This window comes from Methylobacterium phyllosphaerae, from assembly GCF_001936175.1.
In the GTDB taxonomy this organism is placed as follows: domain Bacteria; phylum Pseudomonadota; class Alphaproteobacteria; order Rhizobiales; family Beijerinckiaceae; genus Methylobacterium; species Methylobacterium fujisawaense.
The window spans coordinates 5,465,391-5,490,215 of the sequence record NZ_CP015367.1; the positions used below are offsets into that span (position 1 = coordinate 5,465,391).

27 protein-coding genes are annotated in these 24,825 nt (G+C 69.7%); 14 read left to right on the top strand and 13 right to left on the bottom strand.

The genetic code is table 11. The annotated features are described in order from the left end of the window. Nucleotides 1-26 precede the first annotated feature (26 nt). Nucleotides 27-599, bottom strand: coding sequence for a YbhB/YbcL family Raf kinase inhibitor-like protein (locus MCBMB27_RS25050; RefSeq protein ID WP_075381521.1), 573 nt, complete (start codon nt 597-599; stop codon nt 27-29). Between the two features lie 46 nt (nt 600-645). Then, nucleotides 646-1,407, bottom strand: coding sequence for a bifunctional 2-polyprenyl-6-hydroxyphenol methylase/3-demethylubiquinol 3-O-methyltransferase UbiG (gene ubiG, locus MCBMB27_RS25055; RefSeq protein WP_075381522.1), 762 nt, complete (start codon nt 1,405-1,407; stop codon nt 646-648). A gap of 258 nt (nt 1,408-1,665) precedes the next feature. Here ubiG and MCBMB27_RS25060 point away from each other — a divergent pair, with 258 nt between their 5' ends. From MCBMB27_RS25060 to MCBMB27_RS25080, 5 genes are all read left to right on the top strand, one after another. Beyond that, nucleotides 1,666-2,901, top strand: a complete 1,236-nt coding sequence (locus tag MCBMB27_RS25060) for an aspartate kinase (RefSeq protein ID WP_053609408.1) — start codon at nt 1,666-1,668, stop codon at nt 2,899-2,901. A 189-nt stretch (nt 2,902-3,090) separates the two neighbouring features. Beyond that, nucleotides 3,091-5,352, top strand: a complete 2,262-nt coding sequence (gene ptsP, locus MCBMB27_RS25065; RefSeq protein WP_043380280.1) for a phosphoenolpyruvate--protein phosphotransferase — start codon at nt 3,091-3,093, stop codon at nt 5,350-5,352. A gap of 215 nt (nt 5,353-5,567) precedes the next feature. Further along, complete coding sequence (prfA, locus tag MCBMB27_RS25070; protein WP_043380277.1) at nt 5,568-6,653, top strand: peptide chain release factor 1; 1,086 nt, start codon at nt 5,568-5,570, stop codon at nt 6,651-6,653. Nucleotides 6,654-6,676: 23 nt separating this feature from the next. After that, nucleotides 6,677-7,561 carry a peptide chain release factor N(5)-glutamine methyltransferase gene (gene prmC / locus MCBMB27_RS25075; RefSeq protein WP_236952813.1) on the top strand — a complete coding sequence of 295 codons (885 nt, stop codon included), beginning with the start codon at nt 6,677-6,679 and terminating at the stop codon, nt 7,559-7,561. A 420-nt stretch (nt 7,562-7,981) separates the two neighbouring features. After that, on the top strand, nt 7,982-9,058 hold the full coding sequence (locus MCBMB27_RS25080; protein WP_075381524.1) for a DUF4167 domain-containing protein: 1,077 nt from the start codon (nt 7,982-7,984) through the stop codon (nt 9,056-9,058). Nucleotides 9,059-9,127: 69 nt separating this feature from the next. Here MCBMB27_RS25080 and MCBMB27_RS25085 read toward each other — a convergent pair whose 3' ends face one another. The 4 genes from MCBMB27_RS25085 to MCBMB27_RS25100 all read right to left on the bottom strand — a co-directional run bounded on the left by MCBMB27_RS25085 (nt 9,128) and on the right by MCBMB27_RS25100 (nt 12,294). Further along, nucleotides 9,128-9,685 carry a hypothetical protein gene (locus MCBMB27_RS25085; protein WP_236952814.1) on the bottom strand — a complete coding sequence of 186 codons (558 nt, stop codon included), beginning with the start codon at nt 9,683-9,685 and terminating at the stop codon, nt 9,128-9,130. Between the two features lie 206 nt (nt 9,686-9,891). Further along, complete coding sequence (locus MCBMB27_RS25090; RefSeq protein ID WP_043380271.1) at nt 9,892-10,617, bottom strand: RlmE family RNA methyltransferase; 726 nt, start codon at nt 10,615-10,617, stop codon at nt 9,892-9,894. 10 nt (nt 10,618-10,627) lie between these two features. Continuing rightward, nucleotides 10,628-11,710 carry a Ppx/GppA phosphatase family protein gene (locus MCBMB27_RS25095; protein ID WP_043345257.1) on the bottom strand — a complete coding sequence of 361 codons (1,083 nt, stop codon included), beginning with the start codon at nt 11,708-11,710 and terminating at the stop codon, nt 10,628-10,630. Nucleotides 11,711-11,820: 110 nt separating this feature from the next. Further along, complete coding sequence (locus MCBMB27_RS25100) at nt 11,821-12,294, bottom strand: response regulator (RefSeq protein ID WP_012317168.1); 474 nt, start codon at nt 12,292-12,294, stop codon at nt 11,821-11,823. 315 nt (nt 12,295-12,609) lie between these two features. Between MCBMB27_RS25100 and MCBMB27_RS30890 the strand changes: the two genes are divergently transcribed. The 6 genes from MCBMB27_RS30890 (at nt 12,610) to adh (ending at nt 17,942) form a co-directional block, all read left to right on the top strand. Next, nucleotides 12,610-13,404, top strand: a complete 795-nt coding sequence (locus tag MCBMB27_RS30890) for a cold-shock protein (protein WP_075381525.1) — start codon at nt 12,610-12,612, stop codon at nt 13,402-13,404. Nucleotides 13,405-13,512: 108 nt separating this feature from the next. Next, nucleotides 13,513-13,770 (top strand): hypothetical protein, encoded by a 258-nt coding sequence (locus MCBMB27_RS25110; protein WP_236952815.1) that lies wholly within the window; start codon nt 13,513-13,515, stop codon nt 13,768-13,770. Between the two features lie 162 nt (nt 13,771-13,932). Beyond that, nucleotides 13,933-14,244 carry a hypothetical protein gene (locus tag MCBMB27_RS25115; protein ID WP_043345251.1) on the top strand — a complete coding sequence of 104 codons (312 nt, stop codon included), beginning with the start codon at nt 13,933-13,935 and terminating at the stop codon, nt 14,242-14,244. Nucleotides 14,245-14,270: 26 nt separating this feature from the next. Then, the gene (locus MCBMB27_RS25120) at nt 14,271-15,764 is read left to right on the top strand and encodes a PepSY-associated TM helix domain-containing protein (RefSeq protein ID WP_075381526.1); all 1,494 of its coding nucleotides are present in this window, start codon (nt 14,271-14,273) and stop codon (nt 15,762-15,764) included. Then, complete coding sequence (locus MCBMB27_RS25125) at nt 15,761-16,108, top strand: DUF3325 domain-containing protein (protein ID WP_075381527.1); 348 nt, start codon at nt 15,761-15,763, stop codon at nt 16,106-16,108. The genes MCBMB27_RS25120 and MCBMB27_RS25125 overlap by 4 nt, the downstream gene beginning before the upstream one ends. Before the next feature lie 310 nt (nt 16,109-16,418). Beyond that, on the top strand, nt 16,419-17,942 hold the full coding sequence (gene adh / locus MCBMB27_RS25130; RefSeq protein ID WP_043345235.1) for an aldehyde dehydrogenase: 1,524 nt from the start codon (nt 16,419-16,421) through the stop codon (nt 17,940-17,942). 81 nt (nt 17,943-18,023) lie between these two features. On the opposite strand, the gene MCBMB27_RS25135 is transcribed toward adh, so the two are convergent. Next, nucleotides 18,024-18,317 (bottom strand): hypothetical protein, encoded by a 294-nt coding sequence (locus MCBMB27_RS25135; protein WP_043380252.1) that lies wholly within the window; start codon nt 18,315-18,317, stop codon nt 18,024-18,026. A 148-nt stretch (nt 18,318-18,465) separates the two neighbouring features. On the opposite strand from MCBMB27_RS25135, the gene MCBMB27_RS25140 reads away from it, so the two are divergent. From MCBMB27_RS25140 to MCBMB27_RS25150, 3 genes are read left to right on the top strand one after another with little or no spacing between them, the layout of a single operon-like run. Continuing rightward, nucleotides 18,466-18,891 (top strand): DUF779 domain-containing protein, encoded by a 426-nt coding sequence (locus tag MCBMB27_RS25140; RefSeq protein ID WP_043345230.1) that lies wholly within the window; start codon nt 18,466-18,468, stop codon nt 18,889-18,891. A gap of 27 nt (nt 18,892-18,918) precedes the next feature. Further along, complete coding sequence (locus MCBMB27_RS25145; RefSeq protein WP_075381528.1) at nt 18,919-19,332, top strand: carboxymuconolactone decarboxylase family protein; 414 nt, start codon at nt 18,919-18,921, stop codon at nt 19,330-19,332. Then, nucleotides 19,329-19,769 (top strand): cupin domain-containing protein, encoded by a 441-nt coding sequence (locus tag MCBMB27_RS25150; RefSeq protein WP_051044584.1) that lies wholly within the window; start codon nt 19,329-19,331, stop codon nt 19,767-19,769. The genes MCBMB27_RS25145 and MCBMB27_RS25150 overlap by 4 nt, the downstream gene beginning before the upstream one ends. Nucleotides 19,770-19,772: 3 nt before the next feature. On the opposite strand, the gene MCBMB27_RS25155 is transcribed toward MCBMB27_RS25150, so the two are convergent. The 6 genes from MCBMB27_RS25155 to MCBMB27_RS25180 form a co-directional block, all read right to left on the bottom strand. Continuing rightward, nucleotides 19,773-20,777 (bottom strand): tetratricopeptide repeat protein, encoded by a 1,005-nt coding sequence (locus tag MCBMB27_RS25155; RefSeq protein WP_236952816.1) that lies wholly within the window; start codon nt 20,775-20,777, stop codon nt 19,773-19,775. A gap of 44 nt (nt 20,778-20,821) precedes the next feature. Further along, nucleotides 20,822-21,466 (bottom strand): thiamine phosphate synthase, encoded by a 645-nt coding sequence (locus MCBMB27_RS25160; RefSeq protein ID WP_043380249.1) that lies wholly within the window; start codon nt 21,464-21,466, stop codon nt 20,822-20,824. Between the two features lie 20 nt (nt 21,467-21,486). Beyond that, complete coding sequence (gene fba / locus MCBMB27_RS25165; RefSeq protein ID WP_043345222.1) at nt 21,487-22,557, bottom strand: class II fructose-bisphosphate aldolase; 1,071 nt, start codon at nt 22,555-22,557, stop codon at nt 21,487-21,489. A gap of 63 nt (nt 22,558-22,620) precedes the next feature. Further along, nucleotides 22,621-22,941, bottom strand: coding sequence for a hypothetical protein (locus MCBMB27_RS25170; protein ID WP_091955098.1), 321 nt, complete (start codon nt 22,939-22,941; stop codon nt 22,621-22,623). A gap of 79 nt (nt 22,942-23,020) precedes the next feature. Next, entirely contained in the window at nt 23,021-24,223 is a 1,203-nt protein-coding gene (locus MCBMB27_RS25175) for a phosphoglycerate kinase (protein WP_075381531.1), read from the bottom strand. Between the two features lie 35 nt (nt 24,224-24,258). Next, nucleotides 24,259-24,744, bottom strand: a complete 486-nt coding sequence (locus MCBMB27_RS25180; protein WP_043345214.1) for a hypothetical protein — start codon at nt 24,742-24,744, stop codon at nt 24,259-24,261. Nucleotides 24,745-24,825: the final 81 nt, after the last annotated feature.

A 24,825-nucleotide genomic window follows, 5' to 3' on the forward strand; every position in this document is an offset into this window, starting at 1 on the left:
GATGGTGTTCGAGGGTAGCGACGCCATCAGGAACGATAGTAAACGCCGGTCAGCGTGCCCTTTGCGAGGACGTGCCCACGCATCGCATCGATCAGCGCGCCCCGGCCCGGCGCCTCGGCCAGGGCGAGAGACTGCCGCAGCGCGAAGATCTGGAAGACGTAGTCGTGCGGCCCGTGGCCCGTCGGAGGATCCGGCGGCAGCCATTCCGCGCGCAGGAAGCTGTTTTGGCCCAGCGCGTGGCCGGAGCCCGGGTGCCCGGGGCTCGCCAAGGCACCTTCGGGCAATTCGGCCGGCTCGGGCGGGATCGCCCAGGCGATCAGGTGGACCAGCGGACGCGGCGTCGGGCTCCCGGCGTCCTCGACGAGGATCACCAGGGCAGCGGTGCCCGCGGGCAGGCCGCTCCAGGCGAGCGGCGGGGACACGCCCGCACCGTCCGCGGTGAAGCGGGCCGGCATGTCCGCTCCGTCCGCGAAGGCCGGACTGGTCAGCGTCACGGTGTCGGGAATGTCGGAGAAGTCCGAATGGGCCGCCGTCTTGTCCCGGCCGGCTTTCAGGCCCGACAGGGCTTCGCCGACCGCCCCGGGGATTTTCTCAAGCATCGCCGCGCCCTCCGTCCCGTCTCCAACGGCGGGGGACGCAACCCGTTCACGCAGAGCGTTCGGCCGCGACCATATAGTTCACGGCCGTGTCGCGGCTCGTGCGCCAACCATCGGTGAGCGGATTGTAGACGACCCCCACCGTGTCGGTGACGGCGAGCCCTCCCGCCCGGATGGCGCGGGCGAGTTCGTCGGGCGTCACGAATTTCTGCCAGTCATGCGTGCCCCGCGGCAGCCAGCCGAGCACATATTCGGCGCCGACGATGGCCAGCGCGAAGGAGCGCAGAGTCCGGTTCAGGGTGGCCCCGAACAGCAGTCCGCCGGGCTTCACCCCCGCGCAGGCGGTCCGCACGAAGGCCTGCATGTCGGAGACGTGCTCCACCACCTCCATGATCAGCACGGCATCGAAACGCTCGCCGCCGGCGACCACCGCTTCGATGGTCGCGCCGCGATAATCGACCGGCACGCCCGCCGCCTCGGCATGGGCCCGTGCCACCGCGATGTTCTGCTCGGCCGGATCGAGCCCGGTCACGCGTGCGCCGAGCCGGGCGAGGGGTTCCGAGAGGACGCCGCCGCCGCAGCCGACGTCGCAGATCGAAAGCCCGTCCAGCGGAAAGGGCGCGCGCGGATCGCGTCCGAACCGCCGGCACAGGGCGTCGCGGATATAGGCGAGCCGCACCGGATTGAACCGGTGGAGGACGCGCATCGGGCCGGTCTCGTCCCACCACGTGGCGGCGAGCGCATCGAAGCGCGCAACCTCACCGCGGTCGACGAACCCGTCCGTGGCCCGATCCGTGGCTGCCCTGTCCATGCGCGTTCCGTCCTCATGCCGGCGCCGCCCCGATCCGGTCCGCCCCTCTATCCGGGCTGGCCGGGTAGGCCGGATCCGCCGCGATGCGTCGTGTCCGCGCTCTAGCATGGAGATCGCTCGGAAGTCGCCGCGGCGCGCGGGCGCCATGCTTGGCTGGTTGTTGACACTCTACCGAGCCGCTTGTACCCGCCGGGCACCGTCCGGACCGGGCTGCAGCGGTCCGTCCAATCGCCACCGGGAACCCGCGACCGAGAGACCATGCCCCGTCTGGTGATGAAATTCGGCGGCACCTCCGTCGCCAACGTCGATCGCATCCGCAACGTGGCGCGCCACGTCGCCCGCGAGGTGGCGGCCGGCTACGACGTTGCCGTGATCGTCTCGGCCATGTCAGGCAAGACCAACGAGCTGGTCGACTGGGTCAAGGACGCGAACGCGCTCTACGACCCGCGGGAATACGACGCCGTCGTGGCCTCGGGCGAACTCGTCACCGCGGGCCTCCTGGCGATCGCCCTCCAGAAGGACGGGGTCAAGGCCCGCTCCTGGCAGGGCTGGCAGATTCCGGTCGTGACCTCGGACGCCCATGGCTCGGCGCGGATTGCCGAGATCGATCCCAAGAACCTCGAGGCGGGTTTCGCAAAGGGCGAGGTCGCGGTGATCGCCGGCTTCCAGGGCGTCCATGCCGAGACCGGCCGCGTGACGACGCTGGGCCGTGGCGGCTCCGACACCTCGGCGGTGGCGGTCGCGGCCGCGATCGGGGCCGAGCGCTGCGACATCTACACGGACGTGGACGGCGTCTACACCACCGATCCGCGCATCGTGCCGAAGGCCCGCCGCATGGAGCGGGTGACCTTCGAAGAAATGCTGGAGATGGCCTCGCTGGGCGCCAAGGTGCTGCAGGTCCGCTCGGTGGAGCTTGCCATGGTCCACCGGGTGCCGACCACGGTCCGGTCCTCCTTCGATCCGCCGGACGCCGCGCGCCCGGGCACCCTCATCTGCGACGAGGACGACATCGTGGAACAGCAGATCATCACCGGGATCGCCTTCTCCCGGGACGAGGCGCAGATCACCCTGCGCCGTGTCAAGGACAGCCCCGGCGTGGCCGCCGCGATCTTCGGGCCGCTGGCCGACGCCAACATCAACGTCGACATGATCATCCAGACCGTGTCGGGCGACCAGTCGACCACCGACATGACCTTCACGGTGCCGGCTTCCGAGTACCAGCGCTCGCGCGCCATCCTCGACGAGGCCCGCACGCAGATCGGCTACGCCCAGATCGAGGGGGCCACCGATGTCGTGAAGGTATCGGCGATCGGCGTCGGCATGCGCAGCCATGCGGGCGTGGCCGCCAAGGCGTTCAGGGCGCTTGCCGAGAAGGGGATCAACATCCGCGCGATCACCACCTCGGAGATCAAGTTCTCCGTGCTGATCGACGCCGCCTATACGGAGCTTGCCGTGCGCACGCTTCACTCGCTATACGGCCTGGACCAGGCCTGAGCCTGGGACGACGCGGGTTCGAGCGGGTCGCGTGGTGTGAACTAGACAGTCACGGGCCGATCCGCCGATCTCAGAGCGTCTCTGGGACCAGCGGTCCGGTCCATCCGGTGCCAGCCGTCCCGGGTTTGGCGCCAAGGTTGCAGGGTGGTCGACGCCAAGGCCACTCACCGACGCTGGAACGACGAACCGATGCCCGCTGCGCCCGGAGGCCCGCGCCTGCTGCTGCGCCGCCTCCGCGAAGCGATGGCGGAGCCGGTCAGCCCCCAGGCGCGCCTGGATCGCATCGTCGTCCTGATCGCCGCCAATGTCGTGGCCGAGGTCTGCTCGGTCTATGTGCTGCGCGATGACAACACCCTCGAACTGTTCGCCACCGAGGGCCTCAACCGAGAAGCGGTCCACCAGACCCGCATGCGGACCGACGAGGGCCTGGTCGGCCTGATCGCCCGCACGGCGGAGCCGCTTTCCCTTTCGGATGCGCAGAACCACCCGGCCTTTTCGTACCGTCCGGAGACCGGCGAGGAGGCCTATCACGCCTTCCTGGGCGTGCCGCTGCTGCGGGCGGGCAACACGCTCGGCGTCCTGACGGTCCAGAACAAGACCTATCGCGTCTACTCCGAGGAGGAGATCGAGGCGCTCCAGACCACCGCCATGGTGCTCTCGGAGATGATCGCCTCGGGCGAGCTGGAGGGGCTGGCCCCCGATGCCGGCACCGCGGCCCGCCGCCCGGTCCTGGCGCGGGGCATCGCGCTGGCCGACGGCATCGGCCTCGGCTACGTGGTGCTGCACGAGCCCCGCGTCGTGGTGAAGACGCTGATCGCCGAGAACGTCGACCGCGAGGTCGCGCGCCTCGACGCGGCCATCGAGGAGGTCCGCTCGGCGATCGACGCGCTGGTGGAGCGCGGCGACCGGATCGGTACCGCGGAGAGCCGCGAGGTTCTCGAGACCGTCCGGATGTTCGCCCACGACAAGGGCTGGCTCCGGCGCATGCGGGAGGCCGTAGCGTCGGGCCTGACCGCAGAAGCCGCGGTCGAGCGGGTCCAGTCGGACAACCGCGCGCGGATGATGCGCCAGTCGGATCCGTATCTGCGGGAGCGGCTGCACGATCTCGACGATCTCGCCAACCGCGTCCTGCGCACCCTGATCGGCTCCGAAGCGGCCGGAACCATGGTGCTGCCGGAGAACGCCATCCTGGTGGCGCGCACCATGGGGCCGGCGGCCCTCCTCGACTACGAGGCCTCGACCCTGCGCGGCATCGTCCTGGAGGAGGGGGGGCCGACCAGCCACGTGGCGATCGTCGCCCGGGCGCTGGGCATCCCGGCCGTGGGCGAGGTGGAGAATGCCACCGCCCTGTGCGACGCGGGCGATGCCATCATCGTCGACGGCGTGGCCGGCGAGATCCATGTCCGGCCCGGTCCCGAGGTCGAGGCCGCCTATGCCGAGATGGTGCGCCTGCGCGCCCGGCGGCAGGAGCAGTACCGGGCGCTGCGGGACGTGCCCGCCCAGACCCGCGACGGCGTGCGCGTCGGCCTGCACCTCAATGCCGGCCTGCTGGTCGATTTCAGCCACCTGCAGGAGACGGGCGCCGAGGGCGTGGGCCTGTTCCGCACCGAGCTGCAGTTCATGGTGGCGCAGCGCATGCCGTCGGCGGCCGAGCAGGAGGAGCTGTACCGCAAGGTCTTCGCCGCTTCCGCAGGCAAGTCCGTCACCGTCCGCACCCTCGACATCGGCGGCGACAAGATCCTGCCCTACATGGCCAAGCTCGAGGAGGAGAACCCCGCCCTCGGCTGGCGGGCGATCCGCATCGGCCTCGACCGGCCGGCTTTGCTGCGCATGCAGCTGCGCGCCCTGCTGAAGGCCGCCGACGGCGACCCGCTCAAGATCATGTTCCCGATGGTCGCCACGGTGGACGAGTTCGTGCGCGCCCGCGGCATCGTCGAGCGGGAGAAGGCCTACCTGAAGCGCCACGGCTACCGGCTTCCCACCGATTGCCGCCTCGGCGCGATGATCGAGGTGCCCTCGCTCCTGTTCCAGATCGACGAGATCGCCCGGGAGGCCGACTTCCTGTCGGTCGGCTCGAACGACCTGATGCAGTTTCTGTTCGCTGTGGACCGGGAGAATCGCCGGGTCGCCGACCGCTTCGATCCGTTGAGCGTGGCGGCCCTCCGCGCCTTCCGGCTGATCGCCGAGCGGGCCAACGCGGCCTCCTGCCCGGTGACGGTCTGCGGCGAGATCGGCGGCCGCCCCCTCGACGCCATGGCGCTGATCGGCCTCGGCTACCGGCAGCTGTCGATGTCGCCGGCCGCGATCGGGCCGGTCAAGGCCATGGTGCTGAGCCTCGATGCGGGCGCCATCGCCGAACTCATCGACGCCGAGATGGCGCGGATGCATGACGGCGACTCCCTGCGCCCGGCGCTCACGGCCTTCGCGCACGCCCACGGCATCCCTATTTAACCGCGACCCTTGCCGAACATTCGGCCGGGGTTGTACGGCAACGCCACGACGCTTTCGGCCGACGCGCCGCGGCTTCCGCTCTCGAACGGAAGGGGCGTGGATTTGGGGGAAGTCCTGCCGGGTCACGGTCCCTCCAAGCCACGCGTCTCTTCTCCCCGAGACGAGACCCGCGCCCAGCCCGGAACGGCACGCGCAGACCTGCAGAAACACGGGCGATGATCCCCTTTCCCACCGAGCGCCTCGACGCCATCCTGGCGCGGCACGACATCGTCACCGCGCAGCTCGGCTCCGGCGAGATCGATCCGGAGACCGTGGTCCAGCTCTCCCGCGAGCTGTCCGACCTCGACCCCGTCGTGGCGGCGATCCGCGGCTACCGCGCGGCCCTGGACAACCTCGCGGGCGTCGAGGCCCTCATCGACGAGCCGGGCACGGATCCGGAGATGCGGGCCCTCGCCGCCGATGAGAAGCCGGAGGCGCAGGAGGCGCTCGAAGCCGCGCACCGGGCCCTGCAGGTGCTGCTCCTTCCGAAGGACGCCGCCGACGAGAAGAGCGCGATCCTGGAAGTCCGCGCCGGGACCGGCGGCGACGAGGCGGCCCTCTTCGCTGGCGACCTGTTCCGGATGTACGCCAAATACGCCGAGTCGAAGGGCTGGCGGGTCGAGGTAATCTCCGAGAGCGAGGGCACGGTCGGCGGCTTCCGCGAGGTCGTGGCCGAGGTGAAGGGCCGGGGCGTCTTCGCCCGCCTCAAGTACGAGAGCGGCGCCCACCGGGTGCAGCGCGTGCCCGACACCGAGACGCAGGGGCGGATCCACACCTCCGCCGCCACCGTGGCGGTACTCCCGGAGGCCGAGGAGGTCGACATCCACGTCAACGATGCGGACCTGAAGATCGACACGATGCGGGCCCAGGGCGCGGGCGGCCAGCACGTCAACAAGACCGAATCGGCGATCCGCATCACCCACCTGCCGACCGGCATCGTGGTGTTCGTCCAGGAGGAGCGGTCGCAGCACAAGAACCGCGCCCGTGCGATGGCACTGCTGCGCGCACGGCTCTACGACGCCGAGCGCAGCGCGAAGGATTCGGCCCGGGCGGCCGACCGGAAGGCACAGGTCGGCTCCGGCGACCGCAGCGAGCGGATCCGGACCTACAATTTCCCGCAAGGAAGGGTGACCGATCACCGGATCAACCTGACCCTCTACAAGCTCGAGGAGGTGATGGCCGGGACGGCCCTCGACGAGGTGGTCGACGCCCTGATCACCGAGCATCAGGCCGAGCTGCTGGCCGCCGAGGGTATGGCCTGAGCCATGTCGTGATGCCGGCCGCGATGCAGAACAGATCGCGCCGCGAGGCGCTGCGAGCCTGCACGGCACGGCTGCAGGCCGCGGGTGTCGTCGAGGCGGCAGGCGATGCCCGATTCCTCCTGCTCGGAATCCTCGGCCTGGAGACGCGCGACCTCCTGATCGAGGGCGAGCGCCGCGTCAGCGCGGACGAAGCCGCGGCCCTCGACGCGGCGCTCGCCCGGCGCCTCGCCGGCGAGCCGGTGGCCCGTATCCTGGGCGCCTGGGAGTTCTGGGGCCTGCCCTTCCGGCTCGGTCCCGACACCCTGGTGCCGCGCCCGGACACCGAAATCCTGGTCGAGGTCGCGCTGGCCGCGGTGCCCGACCGGACCGCGCCGGTGCGCTGCCTGGACCTAGGCACCGGAACGGGTTGCATCCTGACTGCCCTTCTCTCGGAACTGCCCCGGGCCAGCGGGGTCGGGCTCGATCGCTCGGACGGGGCCCTGCGCGTCGCCCGGGACAATGCCGTCGCCAACGGCGTCGGCGACCGGGCCCGCTTCGTCGTCGGCGATTGGTGCGAGGCCCTGAGCGGGACCTTCGACCTCGTCGTCTCGAATCCGCCCTACATCGCCCATGACGTGATCGCGACCCTCGACCGCGAAGTCCGCATACACGATCCGGCGGCAGCCCTGGATGGCGGCGTCGACGGCCTCGACGCCTACCGGAGAATCCTCGACGGTGCGGCTGGGCTGCTCGCCCCGGGCGGCAGGCTCGTCCTGGAGATCGGCTACGATCAGGCCTCGGCGGTGCGGGCCCTTGCATGCGCGGCGGGCTTCCCGGATCGGGGATTGACCCGCGACCTCGCCGGCCGCGACCGCGTCGTGCGTTTCGACCGGCCACAGGGTCTTTTATCCGGCCACAGGGATGCCTAAGTCAGGGTTGAGCATCGCGTCACCGAAAAATTGCTTGTTGCATCAACCGGGGAACGCTAGAGTCGGCTTGAAGATCGCGAACCGTCCGTTAAGACGGACGGCTGTAAGGTCGGTGGTGACCATGGGTCGCCGATTGGTTCGCTGATCCCCCTTAACCGTCGAACCAGAACGCGCCGGTGCCAGCGCGGCGGTGCGACACAATCGAACCTGACAATCAACTGAGGATCGGCGGCTTTAACCGGGCGCCCGCTTCGAGGGATGGTCAGGCAGACGCGCGGACCGAAGAGCGGTCGCACGCGCGGCGCCGCCGGATGCGCTTGGCCGGACTGCGCCAGGAGATCCGCCCGGGCGCCTCCGTAGACAGTCGTTTGCGTGAACGAGGGTCATTACAGACCGATGAGACCAAACCAGAATCGACGGATGCGCGGCCGGAACCGGCCGAAGGGTCCGAATCCGCTGACGCGCTCGTACGAATCCAACGGTCCCGACGTCAAAATCCGCGGCACGGCGCAGCACATCGCCGACAAGTACGCGCAACTTGCGCGGGATGCTCTCGCGGCCGGCGATCCAGTTGCTGCTGAAAACTACTTCCAGCACGGGGAGCACTATTTCCGCATCGTTTCCGGTGCCCAGGAACAGAATCGCCCGGCTAATACCGCCGGTTACGCCAGTCGTCCCTATGATGACGACATGGAAGAGGGCGACGACGAGGCCCAGGGCAACGGCGGATCGCAGAACGGTCACGGCTATAGCGGCTATGAAGACGCCGATCCCGGCCAGCAGCCGCAGCCCTACGAGGGTCGTCAGGACGGAAACCAGGACGGTCGGCAGGGCCGTGACCGGTTCCAGAACCGCGATCAACGGCGGTTCGACAACGGCGGGCGCCAGGATTACCGGCGTCAGGACCAGCCGCGTCAGGACTATCAGCGCCAGGATTATCAACGGCCGGACTATCGGCAGGAGAACCGGCAGGACCGTCAGGATTACGGGCGTCCGGATTATCGCCAGGAGCGTCACGACGGCCGGCAGGACCGCCAGGACGTCCGGCAGGATCCTCGCCAAGATACGCGCCAAGATACGCGGCAGAATGATCGGCAAGACGCCCGGCAGGACACGCGCGGCGATCAGGGGCGTTACGAGAGCGGCCGCGGCGAGGCTCCGCGGTCCGAAGCCCGGCAGGAAACGCGTCCTGAGGGGCGGCCCGAGCGGGCTCCCCGCGGCGAGGCCGGACGTCAGGGCGAGACGGCGCCCCGCCGTGAGCGCCGCCGCGAGCCTGCGCCTGTCGTGGAGGCCGAGGAGCCGACCGGCCTGCCGGCATTCCTGATGGCCCCTGCGCGTCCCGCCCCGCCGGCTGAACCGTCGCCTGCTCCCGAGCCGGAGGCTGCGGCCGAGGAAACTCCGGCCGCCAAGCCCCGCCGCCGTCGCCGCCCGCGTTTCGAGAGCGCCGCGGACGAGGGCAGCGCCAACACGTCGCCGGCAGACGTGCCGACCGAGTAAGCCAAAGCTGCAGGAAGCACTGAAGAGAGGCCGTTCCGGGCAACCGGAGCGGCCTCTGTCGTTACGGGCTCAGCGTGGCACGGTTTTCCAGTCCGGGCAGGCCTGGACCCGGTGGATCAGACGGTGCCGCCGGCCGCTCGCGCCGAACGGCTCGAGCTCCCAGTCCCAAGCCGCTTCCGTAGGCGGGAGCTCGGACCCGAACAGCATATCGAGGCTGTCGGTGAAGCGGCCCGACCGATCCTCCGCGCGCTGCACCGCGTCGGTGATCAGGCAGACGCGCTCGACCCGGCCTGCCAGGGTGTCCAGGACTCTGAGGTGGGTCTCGACCAGATGTGCCCCGAGAAGGGGCGGGGCCGCGCGGCCCCGGGCCTCGTGGGCCTTGATCGAGACGGTCGGAAGCTGCGACAGCAGGTTTGCCGAAACGATGAGGTCGGCGCCCGTGCAGAGATCCGCCCAGGACCCGGCGAGGCCGGCACTGATCTCGGCGGTCACCAGCGCCACGTTCGGATATCGGCGGGCGGCGGGCCGGGCCGGCCAGGGAGGCACGGCATCCACGAGGCCGATCCGATCGAACAGGCGTGCGAGATCGTCCGGCGGCACGTGGTCGAGCAGGCCAGAGCCGAGCACGACCGCATGTCGACAATGCCCCGTTCCCTCGGCCGCCGCCGCGATCGTGCCCCGCGCCTGCGCGAGATGCGGTGCCCAGACCGCCCGGCAGCGGCGCTATCGCGCGTGAAGCTGGCCGCTCTGCCGAACATAGCCAAGCCTGCGCAGGGGCCGCGGCGCTGGATTGACGACCGACAGGGCCCAGGCAATCAGCACCGCCGGCCGGCTCACTCCGCGTCGGAGGGCGCGGTGTGCGCCGAGGTGCCGCGATAGCCGGTCGCGAGAACGTAGAGCTCGCTGGAATCGGCACGGCTGGCGGCGGGCTTTACGTGGCGGACCGTGGCGAAGTCGCGCTTCAGGTCGGTGAGCAGGGCGCCCTCGGTCCCGCCCTGAAGCACCTTGGCCAGGTAGGCGCCGCCCGGCCCAAGGATCTCCCGGGCGAATTCTGCCGCCGTCTCGGCGAGGCCGATGATGCGGAGATGGTCGGTCTTCTTGTGTCCGGTGGCGTTGGCGGCCATGTCGGACATCACGAGGTCGGCCGGGCCGCCGAGCATGCCGGTCAGCCGCGCCGGCGCCTCGGGATCGAGGAAATCCAGGGTGATGAACTCGACCCCGGCCATAGGCTCGATCTCCAGGAGATCGATGCCCACGATCCGGCCCGACGGTCCGACCACCCGGGCGGCCACCTGCGACCAGCCCCCGGGAGCCGCGCCGAGGTCGACGATCTTCTGGCCGGGCCGGAGCAGCTTGTAGCGCTCGTCGATCTCCAGCAGCTTGTAGGCCGCCCGCGAGCGATAGCCCTCGCGCTTGGCCCGCGCCACATAGGGATCGTTGAGCTGGCGCTCCAGCCAGCGCTTCTGCGACAGGGTCCGTCCGCGCCCTGTCTTCACCCGCTGCTTCAGGTCGCCCCGGACCCCGCCGCCGGAGCTCGCGCCGCCGCGCCGGTCGCTCATCGTGGGGCCCTCATCGGACAGCCTTCCGGTTCCAGACCCCGTCCTCCCGCATCATGTTCATCAGCAATCCTTCGCGCAGGCCGCGATCGGCGATGCGCAGGCGCTCCGAGGGGAACGCCCGGCGGATCGCCTCGAGGATCGCGCAGCCCGCGAGCACGAGATCGGCGCGGTCGCGACCGATGCAGGGGTTGTCGGCGCGCTGCTCCAGCCGCGTGTCGAGCAGGTCGTCGATGGCGGTGGAGACTGCGGCGTCGGTCATCCACAATCCATCGACCCGCCGGCGCTCGTAGCGCGCGAGCCGCAGATGCATCGCCGCGATGGTCGTGACGGTGCCAGACGTGCCGAGAAGGTGGAAATGGGGCGCGGTCGCGGCGGCAGCGGCCCGGAGGGCGAAGGCGGACAGCTTCTCGGCCACCTCCTCGACCATGCCCTCGAACATGCGGCGGGTGACCTCGGCGCCGCCGTGGCGCTCGGCCAGGGTCACCACGCCCACGGGCAGCGAATCCCAGGCGCGGATCCTGAGCGTCGGATCGGTCGACGGATTGGCCGCCGCGCCGTCCAGCCACGCGATCTCGGTCGAGCCGCCGCCGATGTCGAAGATGATCACCGATTCGGCCAGCGGATCCGCCAGCGCCGCGCAGCCGGTGACCGCGAGATAGGCCTCGGTCTGCCGATCGACGATCTCGAGGTCGAGGCCGACGCCGCGGCGGACGCGCTCCACGAAGGCGGCCCCGTTCACCGCGAGGCGGCAGGCCTCCGTGGCGATGATCTTGGCCCGCTGCACGCCGCGCGCCTGCATCTTGGACCTGCAGATCCGCAGGGCCTCGACGGTCCGCTCGATGGCCGCCTCGCTGAGGCGGTCCGACGTGCCGAGGCCTTCGCCGAGACGGACGATCCGTGAGAACGCATCGATCACCCGGAAGCCGCTGAAGGTCGGCTCCGCGACCAGCAGGCGGCAATTGTTGGTGCCGAGGTCGAGCGCCGCGTAGGCGGCGCGCCGACGCTCACGGCCCGGCAAGGGGGCTGGCGTCTGAAGCGGCACCGCGCCGGTCTGGATTCGGGACGGCGCGGCCGCGGCGGTCTCGTCCCTCATCGGCGCGGCCGTCGATCCTTCGGGTCGGCCTTGAGCGTCGCGCTCGGCCTTTGTTGATCTGTGACCCTACAGGCTCAGCGGGGAACTGCAACGCCCCATCGCGGTCGCGATCAGGCGACGGCCTTCATGGCGCTGGCCCGGCGCGGGATCGGGCGCAGGAGACTCTTCACCTGGGAATAGGGGCGGGGCCGGTTGATCACTTCGTCCAGGCGCGACCACAGGGTCTTCGGCGAGAACGGCTTGGCGATGATCTCGTTGACGCCGAGCGCCACCGCACGGTCGACCACGTTCCGGCGCGGCTGGGCCAGCATCAGGATGATCGGGATCGTGGGGCAGGGAGAGGTGGTCGGCGTCCGCGCGAGCCGGATGAACTCCTCGCCCGACAGGATCGACAGGTCCCAGTCGATGATGCTGATATCGGGTTTGCTCTCGGCCAGCACGCCCAGCGCCTCCGCCCCGTCCGGCGCCTCCAGGACCCGCTTGATACCGACGCGCATCAGCATGTCGCGCACGATTCGGCGGATGTAGAGACTCTCGTCGACGACGAGGGCCGAGAGATCGGGGAAGGTCGGGGTCGCGATCATGGCCGGCGGGCTCTGCGGGGCGCGGCGCCGAGTCTAGGCGGGACAGCCTTTGCGTTTCGCTAACGCCTTCCCTCGAATGAGTAAGGACCGACCCGGGATCGGGGGCGGACTCCGTTGTTTGCCGCAAGAAAGTAACGAAACGGGCGCGTCTGAGCCAAGAAGGTCCTTGCGGTCAAGGCCCGATTGCGTCAGGACTGGGGCGTTATTCTTGGTTACCGCGACCTGGGGTAATGATAGTGCGGGGCGTGGGCTGTCTGGGATGGCGCGCACGCGGTATTCGAGACAAGGGCGGCGGACGGTTTTTGCGAGCTTTCGATGGGACGTGGTCGTGATTTCAGGGGGCCGCAGAAGCGCGGCTTCGACGAGGGTGGCGAGCCGAGATGGCCTGATCAGGCACCCCCGAGCGGTGGATACGGCGGCGGCGGTTTCGGCGGTGGCGGCGGCGGTTTCGGCGGCGGCGGTTTCGACCGTGGTCCGGCGCGCGGCGCGGCACCGGTCGCGTCCGGACCGGAGCGCGATGCGACGGTCAAGTGGTTCAACAAGGAGAAGGGCTTCGGCTTCGTCGAACTCGGCGACGGTTCGGGCGATGCCTTCCTCCACATCCGCGCCGTCGAGGCGGCAGGCCACGATGACCTGATGCCGGGCACCCGGCTGACGGTCACGACGGCCCAGGGTCAGAAGGGCCCGCAGGTGACCAGCGTCACCAGCGTCGACACGTCCACGGCCGAGGCGCCTGCGCCCCGGCGCGAGTTCCGTCCGCGCACCGGCGGGTTCGGTGGTGGCGCTGGCGGCGGCTACGGTGACCGCGACCGCGACCGCGGCGGCGGTGGTGGTTACGGCGGCGGCGGCGGCGGTTTCGGTGGTGGTGGCGGTGGTGGCCGCTTCGCCAGCGGCCCGTCCGTCGAGATGAGCGGCACCGTGAAGTGGTACGATCCCGCCAAGGGCTTCGGCTTCGTGTCGGTGAACGACGGCGGTAAGGACGTCTTCGTGCACCGCTCCGCTCTGTCCCGCGCCGGGCTCGATTCGCTCGCCGAAGGCCAGCAGGTCACGCTCGGCGTGGTCGAGGGTCAGAAGGGCCGCGAGGCTCAGAGCATCAACGTCGAGGATTGAGGGCGCGCGGCGGTCGCTTTGCCGCCGCGATCCTGAGAAGACTACGAGGCGGCGGTCCTGTCCGGGACCGTCGCCTTTCTCGTTCCTGGACGATCGATGCGCTGCTTGATGCTGCCGACGGCTCTGCTCCTGCTTTCGGGCAGCGCCCGGGCTGAGGATTTCACGGGCTTTTATGCCGGGATCAACGCGGGCTACGGCTGGGGCACCGGGCACCGCGGCCCTGAGGGAGGCCGCCCCGTGACCGCCGGATCGTCGGCCCTCTCCAAGCCGGAGGCCGGCCCCGATCTGCCGCCGAGTGCCCGGAATGCCGCCATCGCGATCCGCGGATCCGACCGATCCGCAACGCCCGGAACGACCGGTCGTTGAGACGGGCTGCCGCGCAAGCCGGGACTTTCATCTCTCGGCCCGACCCGGGCCATCCTAACCGCCTCAATTCACACTAGAATCGTTCTGGAACATACGCGTTGCCTGCCGGGCGCAGCCGCTGCTAGGTCGCGATATGACTTCACGGAAGCGAGAGGGGGCGCGATGAGTGCCCATGCCGTGCCCACGCTGGCCGATCGCTTGGCGGTCGCCGGCCGGGTGCTTCTGGCGGCGTTCGGCGGTTATGCCGTTGCCGCACTCGCGTGCGCCTGGCTGGCACTGATTCTCCCCGGCCCGAGGGCCGAAGCGGTATCCGCCGCGACCCTCGCGAGCTTCAGCATCATGGCGGCGGCCGTGATCTGGGTGTTCGCCGCCCGGACGATCGCGCGTGCCACCCTGGTCCTGGGGGCTGCGGCGCTTCTGCTGACCGTGGCCTTGTGGCTGGCCGGCGGCTTCAGGCACGGGGTCGCCCTGTGAGCCGCGCGCGGAGCTTCCGCCAGTCCATGGCGTGGCTGCACACGTGGTCCGGCCTCGTGGTCGGCTGGGTGCTGTTCGCCATCTTCGTCACCGGGACGGCCAGCTATTACCGCAGCGACATCTCGCGATGGATGCGGCCCGAGCTGTCCGAGGAAGCGCCGGATCCGGTGGCGGCGGCAACGCGCGCCGGTGTGTTCCTGCGCAAAACCATGCCGGACGCCGCCGGCTGGTCGGTCAAGCTGCCGAACGCCGAGGCTTCGGTCGTCGAGGTCTACTGGTGGCAGAACCTGGATGGGCCCTACCATCAGGCGCTGCTCGATCCGTTGACGGGCGAACCCGCACGCGTCCGCGACACGCGGGGCGGCGACTTCCTCTACCGCTTTCACTTCGAGTTGAGCCTGCCGCCGATCTGGGGGCGCTGGATCGTCTCGGGCTGCGCGATGATCCTGCTGATCGCGCTGATCTCCGGGATCGTGACGCACCGGCGCATTTTCGCCGACTTCTTCACCTTCCGCCGGGACAAGTCCGTCCAGCGCGGCTGGCTCGACGCTCACAACGTGATGGGCGTTCTGGCGCTGCCCTTCCACCTGATGATCGTCTACACGGGCCTCGTCACCCTGTCGTCGATGCTCATGCCCTGGGGCGTGAAGGCCGTCTACGGCGACGACCTGCTCCGGTACTATGCGGAGGCGGGATTGGCGGCGCCAGGAGCCGGCCCCGCCGGGCGTCCGGGCGTGCCGCTCCCCTTGGGCGAGATCGTGGCGCGCGCCAGCGCGGCGGGCGGCGAGACGCCCGAGATGCTGATGATGACGCTTCCCGGGGACGCCAATGCGACCGCGACGGCGTATTTCGAGGAGCCGCATGGGCTCGCGCATCTCCATCCGCAGATCGTCTATGCGGCCGGGACCGGCGCGGAACTCGCGCGGGTCAGCGAAGCCGGCGCCGCGACCCGAACGGCCGCCGTGATGGCGGGGCTGCACGAGGCGCATTTCGCGGCCGCTCCGTTGCGTCTCGTGTTCTTCCTCTGCGGCGTGATGGGCGCGGCCACGGTTGCGAGCGGGCTGGTCCTCTGGACCGTGGCGCGGGCGCCCAAGGGCGCGGATCCCGACCGATTCGGTCTACGGCTCGTGCGATTCCTCAACCTCGGCACCATCGCGGGGCTGCCGGTGGGACTCGCGGCCTATTTTCTGGCCAACCGTCTGCTGCCCTACGGGCTCGAGGCCCGGGCCGATTGGGAGGTCCGCGTATTCTTCGCCGCCTGGGTCGCCGCGGCGCTCGCCGCAGCCCTGTATCCGCGACAGCGAGCGTGGCCGATCGCCCTCGGGGTAGCGGCCTGCGCCTTCCTGGCGATCCCGTTGGTCGATGCGGTCCTCGTGGGCCAGAACCGGTTCCTCGGCTTCGATGCGGCGATGGCGGCTGTGGGTCTGGCCCTCGTCGCGGGCTCCCGGCTGGCGGCACGGCGACGGCCGGCGGAATCGCGGCACGGCCAACCCAGCCTGTCCCGGGCGGCGGAAGCATGACCGCGGCGGCACTGATCCTCAGCCTTCTTCTGAGTTTCTCGGGCTTCGCCGCCCTGGCCCTCAGCCTCGACCGGCATCACCGGGCGGCCTACCGGATCAACGTCCCGGACCGGCGCGTCGCCAGCTTGCGGATGGCTGGCTGGTGCGGGCTCGCCCTCTCGTTCGCGGCGGCCATCGCGGCGGCCGGCTGGAATTTCGGCCCGGTGCAGTGGATCGGATCGCTGACCGGGTCCGCCTTATTCGTGGTGGCGTTCATCGCCTATCGGCCGACCTGGCTGCGCAACGCGGCCCTGGCGGCGCTGCCGCTCGCGGCGGCGGCCGCTCCGCTCGCCTTGCTCAGGTAAGCAGGCGCATCGGAGTCTTCCTCGATCGGCGGTGATTCGAACGGTCATCGGGACGTTGGAATGGCCTTCGAAGGCGATTCGGACCACTCCGACGCCGAGGATATCTGTCCGCTCGCGGTGAGGTCCGGAAGAGCGTAGGATCGGCCCACTCGCGCACTGGCCAAAAGTCCACCTTGATTCGGCAGGCCAAAAGCCATTGGCTGCGAACAGAGCGGAAGCGGATGCGGCCCCGACGATCGGTCGCCCGAGCGCCAGCTTAAGCCCAAGAGCCGCGGTTCGCGAGGCCGGGGCCTATGGAGGGAACACAGCGATGAACAAGCCGGAATTCCTCGGCGACGCCAAGGTCAAGTCGCCGTTCTCGGCCCGCTACGAGAACTTCATCGGCGGCCAGTGGGTCGCCCCCGCGGCCGGCCGCTACTTCGAGAACACCTCCCCGATCACCGGAAAGGTGGTGTGCGAGGTGGCCCGCTCCGACGCGCAGGACGTCGAGAAAGCGCTCGACGCCGCCCACGCCGCCAAGGAGGCCTGGGGCCGCACGGCGCCGGCCGAACGCGCCCGCATCCTCCTCAAGATGGCCGACCGGATGGAGGAGAACCTCGATCTGCTCGCCCTCGCCGAGACCTGGGACAACGGCAAGCCGATCCGCGAGACGACCCACGCCGACATCCCGCTGGCCATCGACCACTTCCGCTACTTCGCCGGCTGCGTGCGGGCGCAGGAAGGCTCGATCTCCGAGATCGATCACGACACGGTCGCCTACCATTTCCACGAGCCGCTGGGCGTGGTCGGCCAGATCATCCCGTGGAACTTCCCGATCCTGATGGCGGTGTGGAAGCTCGCCCCGGCGCTCGCCGCCGGCAATTGCGTGGTCTTGAAGCCCGCCGAGCAGACCCCGGCCTCTGTGCTGGTGCTGGCCGAGATCATCGGCGACCTGCTGCCGCCGGGCGTGCTCAACATCGTCAACGGCTTCGGCCTGGAGGCCGGCAAGCCGCTCGCCTCCTCGCCGCGGATCGCCAAGATCGCCTTCACGGGTGAGACGACCACCGGCCGCCTCATCATGCAGTATGCGTCGCAGAACCTGATCCCGGTGACGCTGGAACTCGGTGGCAAGTCGCCGAACATCTTCTTCGCCGACGTGGCGAACGAGGACGACGACTTCTTCGACAAGGCGCTGGAAGGCTTCACGATGTTCGCCCTCAACCAGGGCGAGGTCTGCACCTGCCCGAGCCGCGCGCTCGTGCATGAGTCGATCTACGACCGCTTCATGGAGCGGGCGGTGAAGCGCGTCGAGGCGATCACGCAGGGCTCGCCCCTCGATCCGGCCACGATGATCGGCGCCCAGGCCTCGGGCGAGCAGATGGAGAAGATCCTCAGCTACATCGACATCGGCAAGCAGGAGGGCGCCCAGCTGCTCACCGGCGGCGAGCGCAACGTCAAGGAGGGCGAGTTCGCCGAGGGCTTCTACGTGAAGCCGACGGTGTTCCGCGGCCACAACAAGATGCGGATCTTCCAGGAGGAGATCTTCGGCCCGGTACTGTCGGTCACGACCTTCAAGGACGATGCCGAGGCGCTCGCGATCGCCAACGACACGCTCTACGGCCTCGGCGCCGGCGTCTGGACCCGCGACGGCACCCGCGCCTATCGCTTCGGCCGGGCGATCCAGGCCGGCCGCGTCTGGACGAACTGCTACCACGCCTACCCGGCTCACGCGGCCTTCGGCGGCTACAAGCAGTCCGGCATCGGCCGTGAGACCCACAAGATGATGCTCGATCACTACCAGCAGACCAAGAACATGCTGGTCAGCTACTCGGCCAAGAAGCTCGGTTTCTTCTGAGCTTCTTCCCGGGTTAACCCCCCGAGACAACTTCAGCCCCGGCCTCACGGCCGGGGCTTTTTCGATCCCGCAACGCCGCGCTCAGTAGAGGCCGTAGCCGTAGCCTTCGAAGGGGGCGTTGACGATCGAGCCCGGCGCCATCGGGCCGGCATCGCCGCTGACGCTGGGCACGTCGTCCGGCGGACCGTCCCAGCCAACGACACCCATGGGATTGTCGGGCGTGACGTTGGGATTCCCCGCGACGCGCCACGCATGCTGGACGAACAGCGGCTGTTCGCGGGGCTGGACGCGGAGCGACAGTGGTTCGGCGGCAGCGGGACCGGCGAGACCGGTCAGGGCAAGGACGACGCAGGCGGCTTTTCTGAGAACTGACATGACGGGCGCTCCCGAGGCGTCGGGCGGCAACCGCCGCCCTCCGTCGACACAACGCGCATCGCGACGTTTCGGGACCTGCATTCGCTCGCGTTGCGGTGGAAACCCGCCGGCAACCGCGCATATTTCAACATCGACTGGGGAGGATGGCATGAATTCGGATCAGACCTTGGACGCCAACGTCGCCGAGCAGGCCGGCGCCGACGGGACACCCCTGCGGGTGACCGCCACCCCGGCGGCTCTCGCTCTCATCGACGAGCTGCGGAGCGAGTACGGCCCGGTCATGTTCCATCAGTCCGGCGGCTGCTGCGACGGCTCCTCGCCCATGTGCTACCCCGTCGGTGATTTCCTGGTGAGCGACGGGGACGTCCGACTCGGCACCGTCGGCGGCGCCGAGTTCTTCATCAGCCGGTCGCAATTCGAGGTCTGGAAGCACACCCACCTGCTCCTCGATGTCGTGCCGGGGCGCGGCGGCATGTTCTCGCTGGAGAATGGACGCGAGAAGCGCTTCCATATTCGCTCGCGCCTGTTCTCCGACGCGGAGAACCGGGCCCTCGAAGGGGCCTGCAAACTCTGAGGACGAGCTTCGCGGGGAGGGGGCACGATGGCCACCGTCAAACTCTGGTCCGATGCCGAGGCCGCAACCGACCCGCGCATCGGCGCCGTGTTCGCCGACATCCGGGCGACCCGCGGCTCCGACTTCATCAACAATTTCTGGCGGGGCCTCGCCAACGATCCGGCACTGCTCGAACGGACCTGGTCCGTCCTGAAGACCGTCATGGGACCGGGAACACTCGATCCCCTGACCAAAGAGTTGGTCTACATCGCGGTCTCGATCGCCAATGGATGTCCGTACTGCATCCATTCCCACACCGCCGCTGCGCGGGCCAAGGGCTTGACGGACGCGCAGCACGGCGAGTTCCTGGCGGTGGTCGGCATGGCCAACCAGACCAACGCGCTGGTGAACGGCATGCAGATCCCGGTCGATCCCGCCTTCAGAGTGGAGGAAGGTCCATGAGTTCCGTGTCCGGACAAGGGGAGCAGGGTTTCCGGGTGGTGCGCGAGAGTGCGCCCTTCCGCGGCAAGCAGGGGCACATCTACCGGCCGGCGGTTTCCGCCGAAGCCGTGGGCTCGAAGGCGCTGCACATGCAGCTCCTGGAGATACCGCCCGGGGAGCGTGCCCATGCGCACAAGCACGAATCGCACGAGACGGCGATCTACGTGCTGTCGGGCGTGTCAGGCTGTTTCTGGGGCGAACGGCTGGAGCATCACGCGATCGCGGGGGCCGGCGAGTTCGTCTATATCGCCGCCGACGTGCCGCACCTGCCTTACAACCGCAGCCAGACGGAGCCCGTCACAGCCGTGATCGCCCGGACGGATCCCAACGAGCAGGAGAGCGTCGTCCTGCTGCCGCACCTCGAGGCCGGCGTCGACTGGTCGAAGGCCGAGGGGTAGCGCTCAGCGCTGTTCGATCCGCTCATTGGCGAGGCGCTCGGCGCGCGAGCGCTCGTCGGCGGAAAGGCCGGACAGCGTCTGATCCAGCCACGCGTCGGACAGGCCCTGTCCGGCAGCGGCAAGGTTCCAGGCCGCAGCCTCCACGGGATTCTTGGCGACGCCACGGCCGACCGCGTAGAGGCGCGCGACGCGGTTCTGCGCGATGGCGTTGCCGCGCGAGGCCGCGTGCAGGAAATAGCGGGCAGCCGCCCGCTCGTCCTTGGTGACGCCGGTGCCGTTGAACAGAAGGATCGCGTACTCGACCTCACTGGCGAGATCGCCATTGTCGGCGCCGCGCCGGAACAACTCCGCCGCCTTGGACGGATCCTTCGGCACCCCGCGCCCCTGCAGGTACAGAACGCCCAGATCGTGCTGCGCGGGGCCGATCTCCGCATCGGCCGCCTTGCGGAACTGCGCGGCGGCCGCCGCCTCGTCGGCCGTGGCCCCGGTGCCGATCAGGATCAGGCCGAGATTGTAGGCGGCGGTCGGCGAGCCTTGGGACGTGGCCTGTTCCAGCCATCGGCGCCCGGCCTTCGGATCCTTCGGCATACCGCGTCCGTCGAGCGCCATGAGCCCGAGGGATGCCATGGCGGACGGGTCGTTCTGTGCGGCGGCCAGACGATACCAGTCGGCGGCCTTCACCGGGTCCTGCTTCACGCCGAGGCCCTGGTTGTACAGCTCCCCGAGAAGCGTCATGGCGGCGGCGTCCTTCGGATTCGCCTCGATGCGCTTCGTCGCCTCGCGGAAGGCCGTGACGTACTGGCCCTTCTGATAGGCGCCGTAGGCGAGATCCGGCGGCTGACCGCCCTGCGGCGGCACGGCGCCCCGGGTGTAGTTCGGCGTATAGGGACTCGGCAGTTCCGGCATCGACTTCTTGCCGGTCTGCGCGGTGGACCCGATCGATCCGGGCGCCGCGGTTGCGGGCGGGTCGGCCGGAGCGGAGACGGCCCAGGTCGGCAGAGCGAGCACTGCCGCTCCGACGAAAGCCAACAGATGAGGGGCGTTGCGGCGCCTCACGCGGCAGCCTCCCGAAGGACGCGCTGGGCCCGCTCGACGGCTGCCGGATCCGACAGCCAGAGGCCGCTCTCCAATCCCACGAACTCCGCGCCTGTCGCGCCGAGCGGCCCGATCTCGTCGGCGGCGACGGCGACCGCGATGCACGGCGTCTCGAAGATTTCGGCCCACCAGGTGGCGCGGGCCCGGACGGTCTCCGCCTCCGGCGCGACACCGTCCGGATACAGCCCGCCGAACATCAGATAGTCGATACCCGCCTCGCCGGCTTCCATGGCGCCATGCTTGGTCTCGATGCCTCCAGCACCGAGGATGCGCCCGTCGCGCAGCCGGCCGCGCAGATCCTTCAGGTCGCGCGGCTTGTCGACATGGATGCCATCGGCGCCGCCGCGGATCGCCACCGTGGCGAGATCACCCGTGAAACCCGGACAGGCCACGACCAGGGCCGCGCCCCGCTCCTGCGCCACCGGAGCGACCGCCTTCACGCGGGCCGTCAGCCCGCGCTCGTCGGTGGCGGCGAGCCGCAGGATCACGGCGGCAACATCGCCCGCTTCGCAGGCGGCCTTCAGGGCCGCCACGAAGCCTTCGAGTCCCTCGGCGTCGAGACCGTGCGGTCCGAGAAGGGCGAGGCGGGCATTGGTGCTCATCGGGGGCGACAACCGGCGCCTTACCGCGCGCCGATCTTCGGATCCAGGGCGCCGCTGGCGTAGCGCTTGGCCATCTCGGCGACCGAGATCGGCCGGATCTTCGAGCCCTTGCCGGCGGTGTTGAACTCCTCGAAGCGCTGCTTGCAGAGCTTGGTCATCGCCTCCATGGCGGGCTTCAGGTACTTGCGCGGGTCGAATTCGGAGGGGTTCTCGGTGAGGACCTTCCGGATCTGACCGGTCATCGCCATGCGGTTGTCGGTGTCGATGTTGATCTTGCGCACGCCGTGCTTGATGCCGCGCTGGATCTCCTCGACCGGAACGCCCCAGGTCGGCTTCATCTGGCCGCCGTACTGGTTGATGATGTCCTGCAGGTCCTGCGGCACCGACGAGGAGCCGTGCATGACGAGGTGGGTCGTCGGCAGGCGGCGATGGATCTCCTCGATCACGTTCATCGCCAGCACCTCGCCGTCGGGCTTGCGGGTGAACTTGTAGGCGCCGTGGCTCGTGCCCATGGCCACCGCCAGCGCGTCCACCTTGGTGGCCTCGACGAACTTCACCGCCTCCTCCGGGTCGGTCAGGAGCTGGTCGTGGCTGAGCGTACCCTCGGCGCCGTGGCCGTCCTCGGCCTCGCCCTGGCCGCTCTCCAGCGAGCCGAGCACGCCCAGCTCACCCTCGACCGAGACGCCGGCCCAGTGGGCCATCTTGGTGACGTTGCGGGTGATCTCGACGTTGTAGTTGTAGTCGGCCGGGGTCTTGCCGTCGGCCTTCAGCGAGCCGTCCATCATCACCGAGGTGAAGCCATACTGGATCGCGGTGGCACAGGTGGCTTCGTTGTTGCCGTGGTCGAGATGCATGCAGACGGGGATGTGCGGGTAGATCTCGACGAGGCCGTCGATCAGCTTGGCCAGCACCACGTCGTTGGCGTAGGCGCGGGCGCCACGGCTCGCCTGAAGGATCACCGGCGAGTCGGTGGCATCGGCGGCCGCCATGATGGCGAGCCCCTGTTCCATGTTGTTCAGGTTGAAGGCGGGCACGCCGTACTCGTACTCAGCGGCGTGATCGAGGAGCTGCCGGAGGGTGATGCGTGCCATCGTGCGTGTCTTCCCGTTTCCCGTTTCGTTGTCCGCCCGATCACCGGAGGCGCGGTGAGGCCCTCAGCTGGGCTGTATCGTTTCGCTCTGCCGGGTGCCTTGCTTTCGGTCAATCTCCGACGCGGCGCAGGCCATTCTTTCGGCGGATGATCCCCGGTCGGTCCGGCTTTCTTGGGCTGCGACGCGGTCCTCGACCTCGCTGACCCGCGCGTCGAACCTTACCGCCGTGGCCCGCATCGTCATGCGCATCCCGGCCGCGTTCAGACGATCGATCCGCGCCTCGAGCCTGTCGAAGCGCGTCATCGTCTCGGACGGCAGATCCGCCAGGCTCGCCTGGATGCCCCTCAGATTCTTGAGGCTCGCGTTCTCCCCACCGTCACCCATCGCCCCGGCCCCCCGGCTGATCAAGCCCGGCAGTATAGATAGGGTCGGGCCAATGGGGGAGGAGAGCAAGGTGGCCGTCTCAGCCCTTCGCCCGCAGCGCCTCGACGCCCGGGAGGGCCTTGCCCTCAAGCCATTCGAGGAAGGCGCCGCCGGCGGTCGAGACGTAGGTGAAGTCCTGCGCCACGCCGGCATGGTTGAGCGCGGCCACGGTGTCGCCGCCGCCCGCAACCGAGACGAGCTGGCCGTCCTTCGTCCGCGCGGCCGCATGCATGGCGGCGGCCACGGTGGCGGCGTCGAACGGGGCCAGCTCGAAGGCGCCCAGCGGGCCGTTCCACACCAGGGTCTTGGCCCCGTCGATGGCGGCATTGATCTCGGCGACCGAGCGCGGACCGGCATCGAGGATCATGCTCGCGTCCGGCACGGAATCCACCGGCACGGTCTCGTGGGGAGCCTGCGCCTTGAACTCGGTCGCGGCGACCGCGTCGACCGGCAGGATGATCCGGCAGCCGGCCTTCTCGGCCGCCGCCAGGATGCGCGTGGCGGTCTCGGCGAGATCCTTCTCACAGAGGGACTTGCCCACCGCCTTGCCCTGCGCGTGCAGGAACGTGTTGGCCATGCCGCCGCCGATCACCAGCATGTCGACCTTGGCGACGAGGTTCTCCAGGAGATCGATCTTGGACGAGACCTTGGCGCCGCCGACCAGCGCGATCACCGGGCGCTGGGGCGATTCGAGGCCCTTGGTCAGCGCGTCGAGCTCGGCCTGCATCTCGCGGCCGGCATAGGCCGGCAACCGGTGCGCCAGACCCTCGGTGGAGGCGTGGGCGCGGTGGGCTGCCGAGAAGGCCTCGTTGACGTAGACGTCGCCGTTCGCCGCCAGGGCGTCCGCGAAAGCCGCGTCGTTCTTCTCCTCGCCGGGATGATAGCGGGTGTTCTCCAGGAGGAGGACGTCGCCGTCCTTCAGGGCCGCCACCGCCTGCGCGGCGGCGTCGCCCACGCAATCCGCCGCGAAGGCGACGGTGCGCCCGAGGGCCGCGCCGAGGGCCGGGACCACCGGCTCCAGCGAATCCTTCGGCTCGCGCTTGCCCTTCGGCCGGCCAAAATGAGCCAGCAGGATCACCCTGGCGCCCTGCTCGGCGACTTCGCGGATCGTCGGCGTGACGCGCGCGATGCGGGTCGCGTCGGTCACCCGTCCGTTCTCCATGGGCACGTTCAGATCGACGCGCATGAGGACCCGCTTGCCCTTGAGGGAGCCGGCATCGTCGAGGGTGCGGAAGGCGCTCATGCGGTCTGGTGCGGTCCTGTGCGGGGCGAGGGCGATTACTGCGCGGTGGTGCCGATGGTGGCCCGCTGCGGCAGCAGGCGGTCGAGATTCAGACGCTGGACGGCGACCATCAGGACCACGGTCAGGATGGCGGTGATCACGGCGGTAAGGACGAGGGCGCCGGTCCCGGGCAGGCGCCGGGTGCGCTCGGCGAGCCCGCGCATCTCCGTCCGGAGTGCCGCCAGGTCGGACTGGCGCGCCGATTCATTCATCCGGTTCGCCGCATTCTCGACTTTGTCCTCGACTCGGGACAGCAGTGCCTCGGAGCGGGCATACTTGTCCTCGATCCGCGAACACTTGTCCTCGATCCGCGCGAGCTGATCGAAGAGCTGGTTGGCCGGAAGCGGGTGGGACGGGACCGCGGATGCGGCAGGGGCCGCGGTCGGTGCGGCGGCGGGTGTGGCGGGCGGCGGCGGAGCCGGCCTGGGGGCGGGCGGCACGGCAGCCGGCCCGCTCGACGTGCCCTGCGAAGCGTCGGTCATCCCTGGAGAGTCCCTGGTTCGAAGAAAGGCCGTCCGAAGAGTGGTGCGGCCGCCGACCTCTCAGGAGGCGGCGACCGCTGC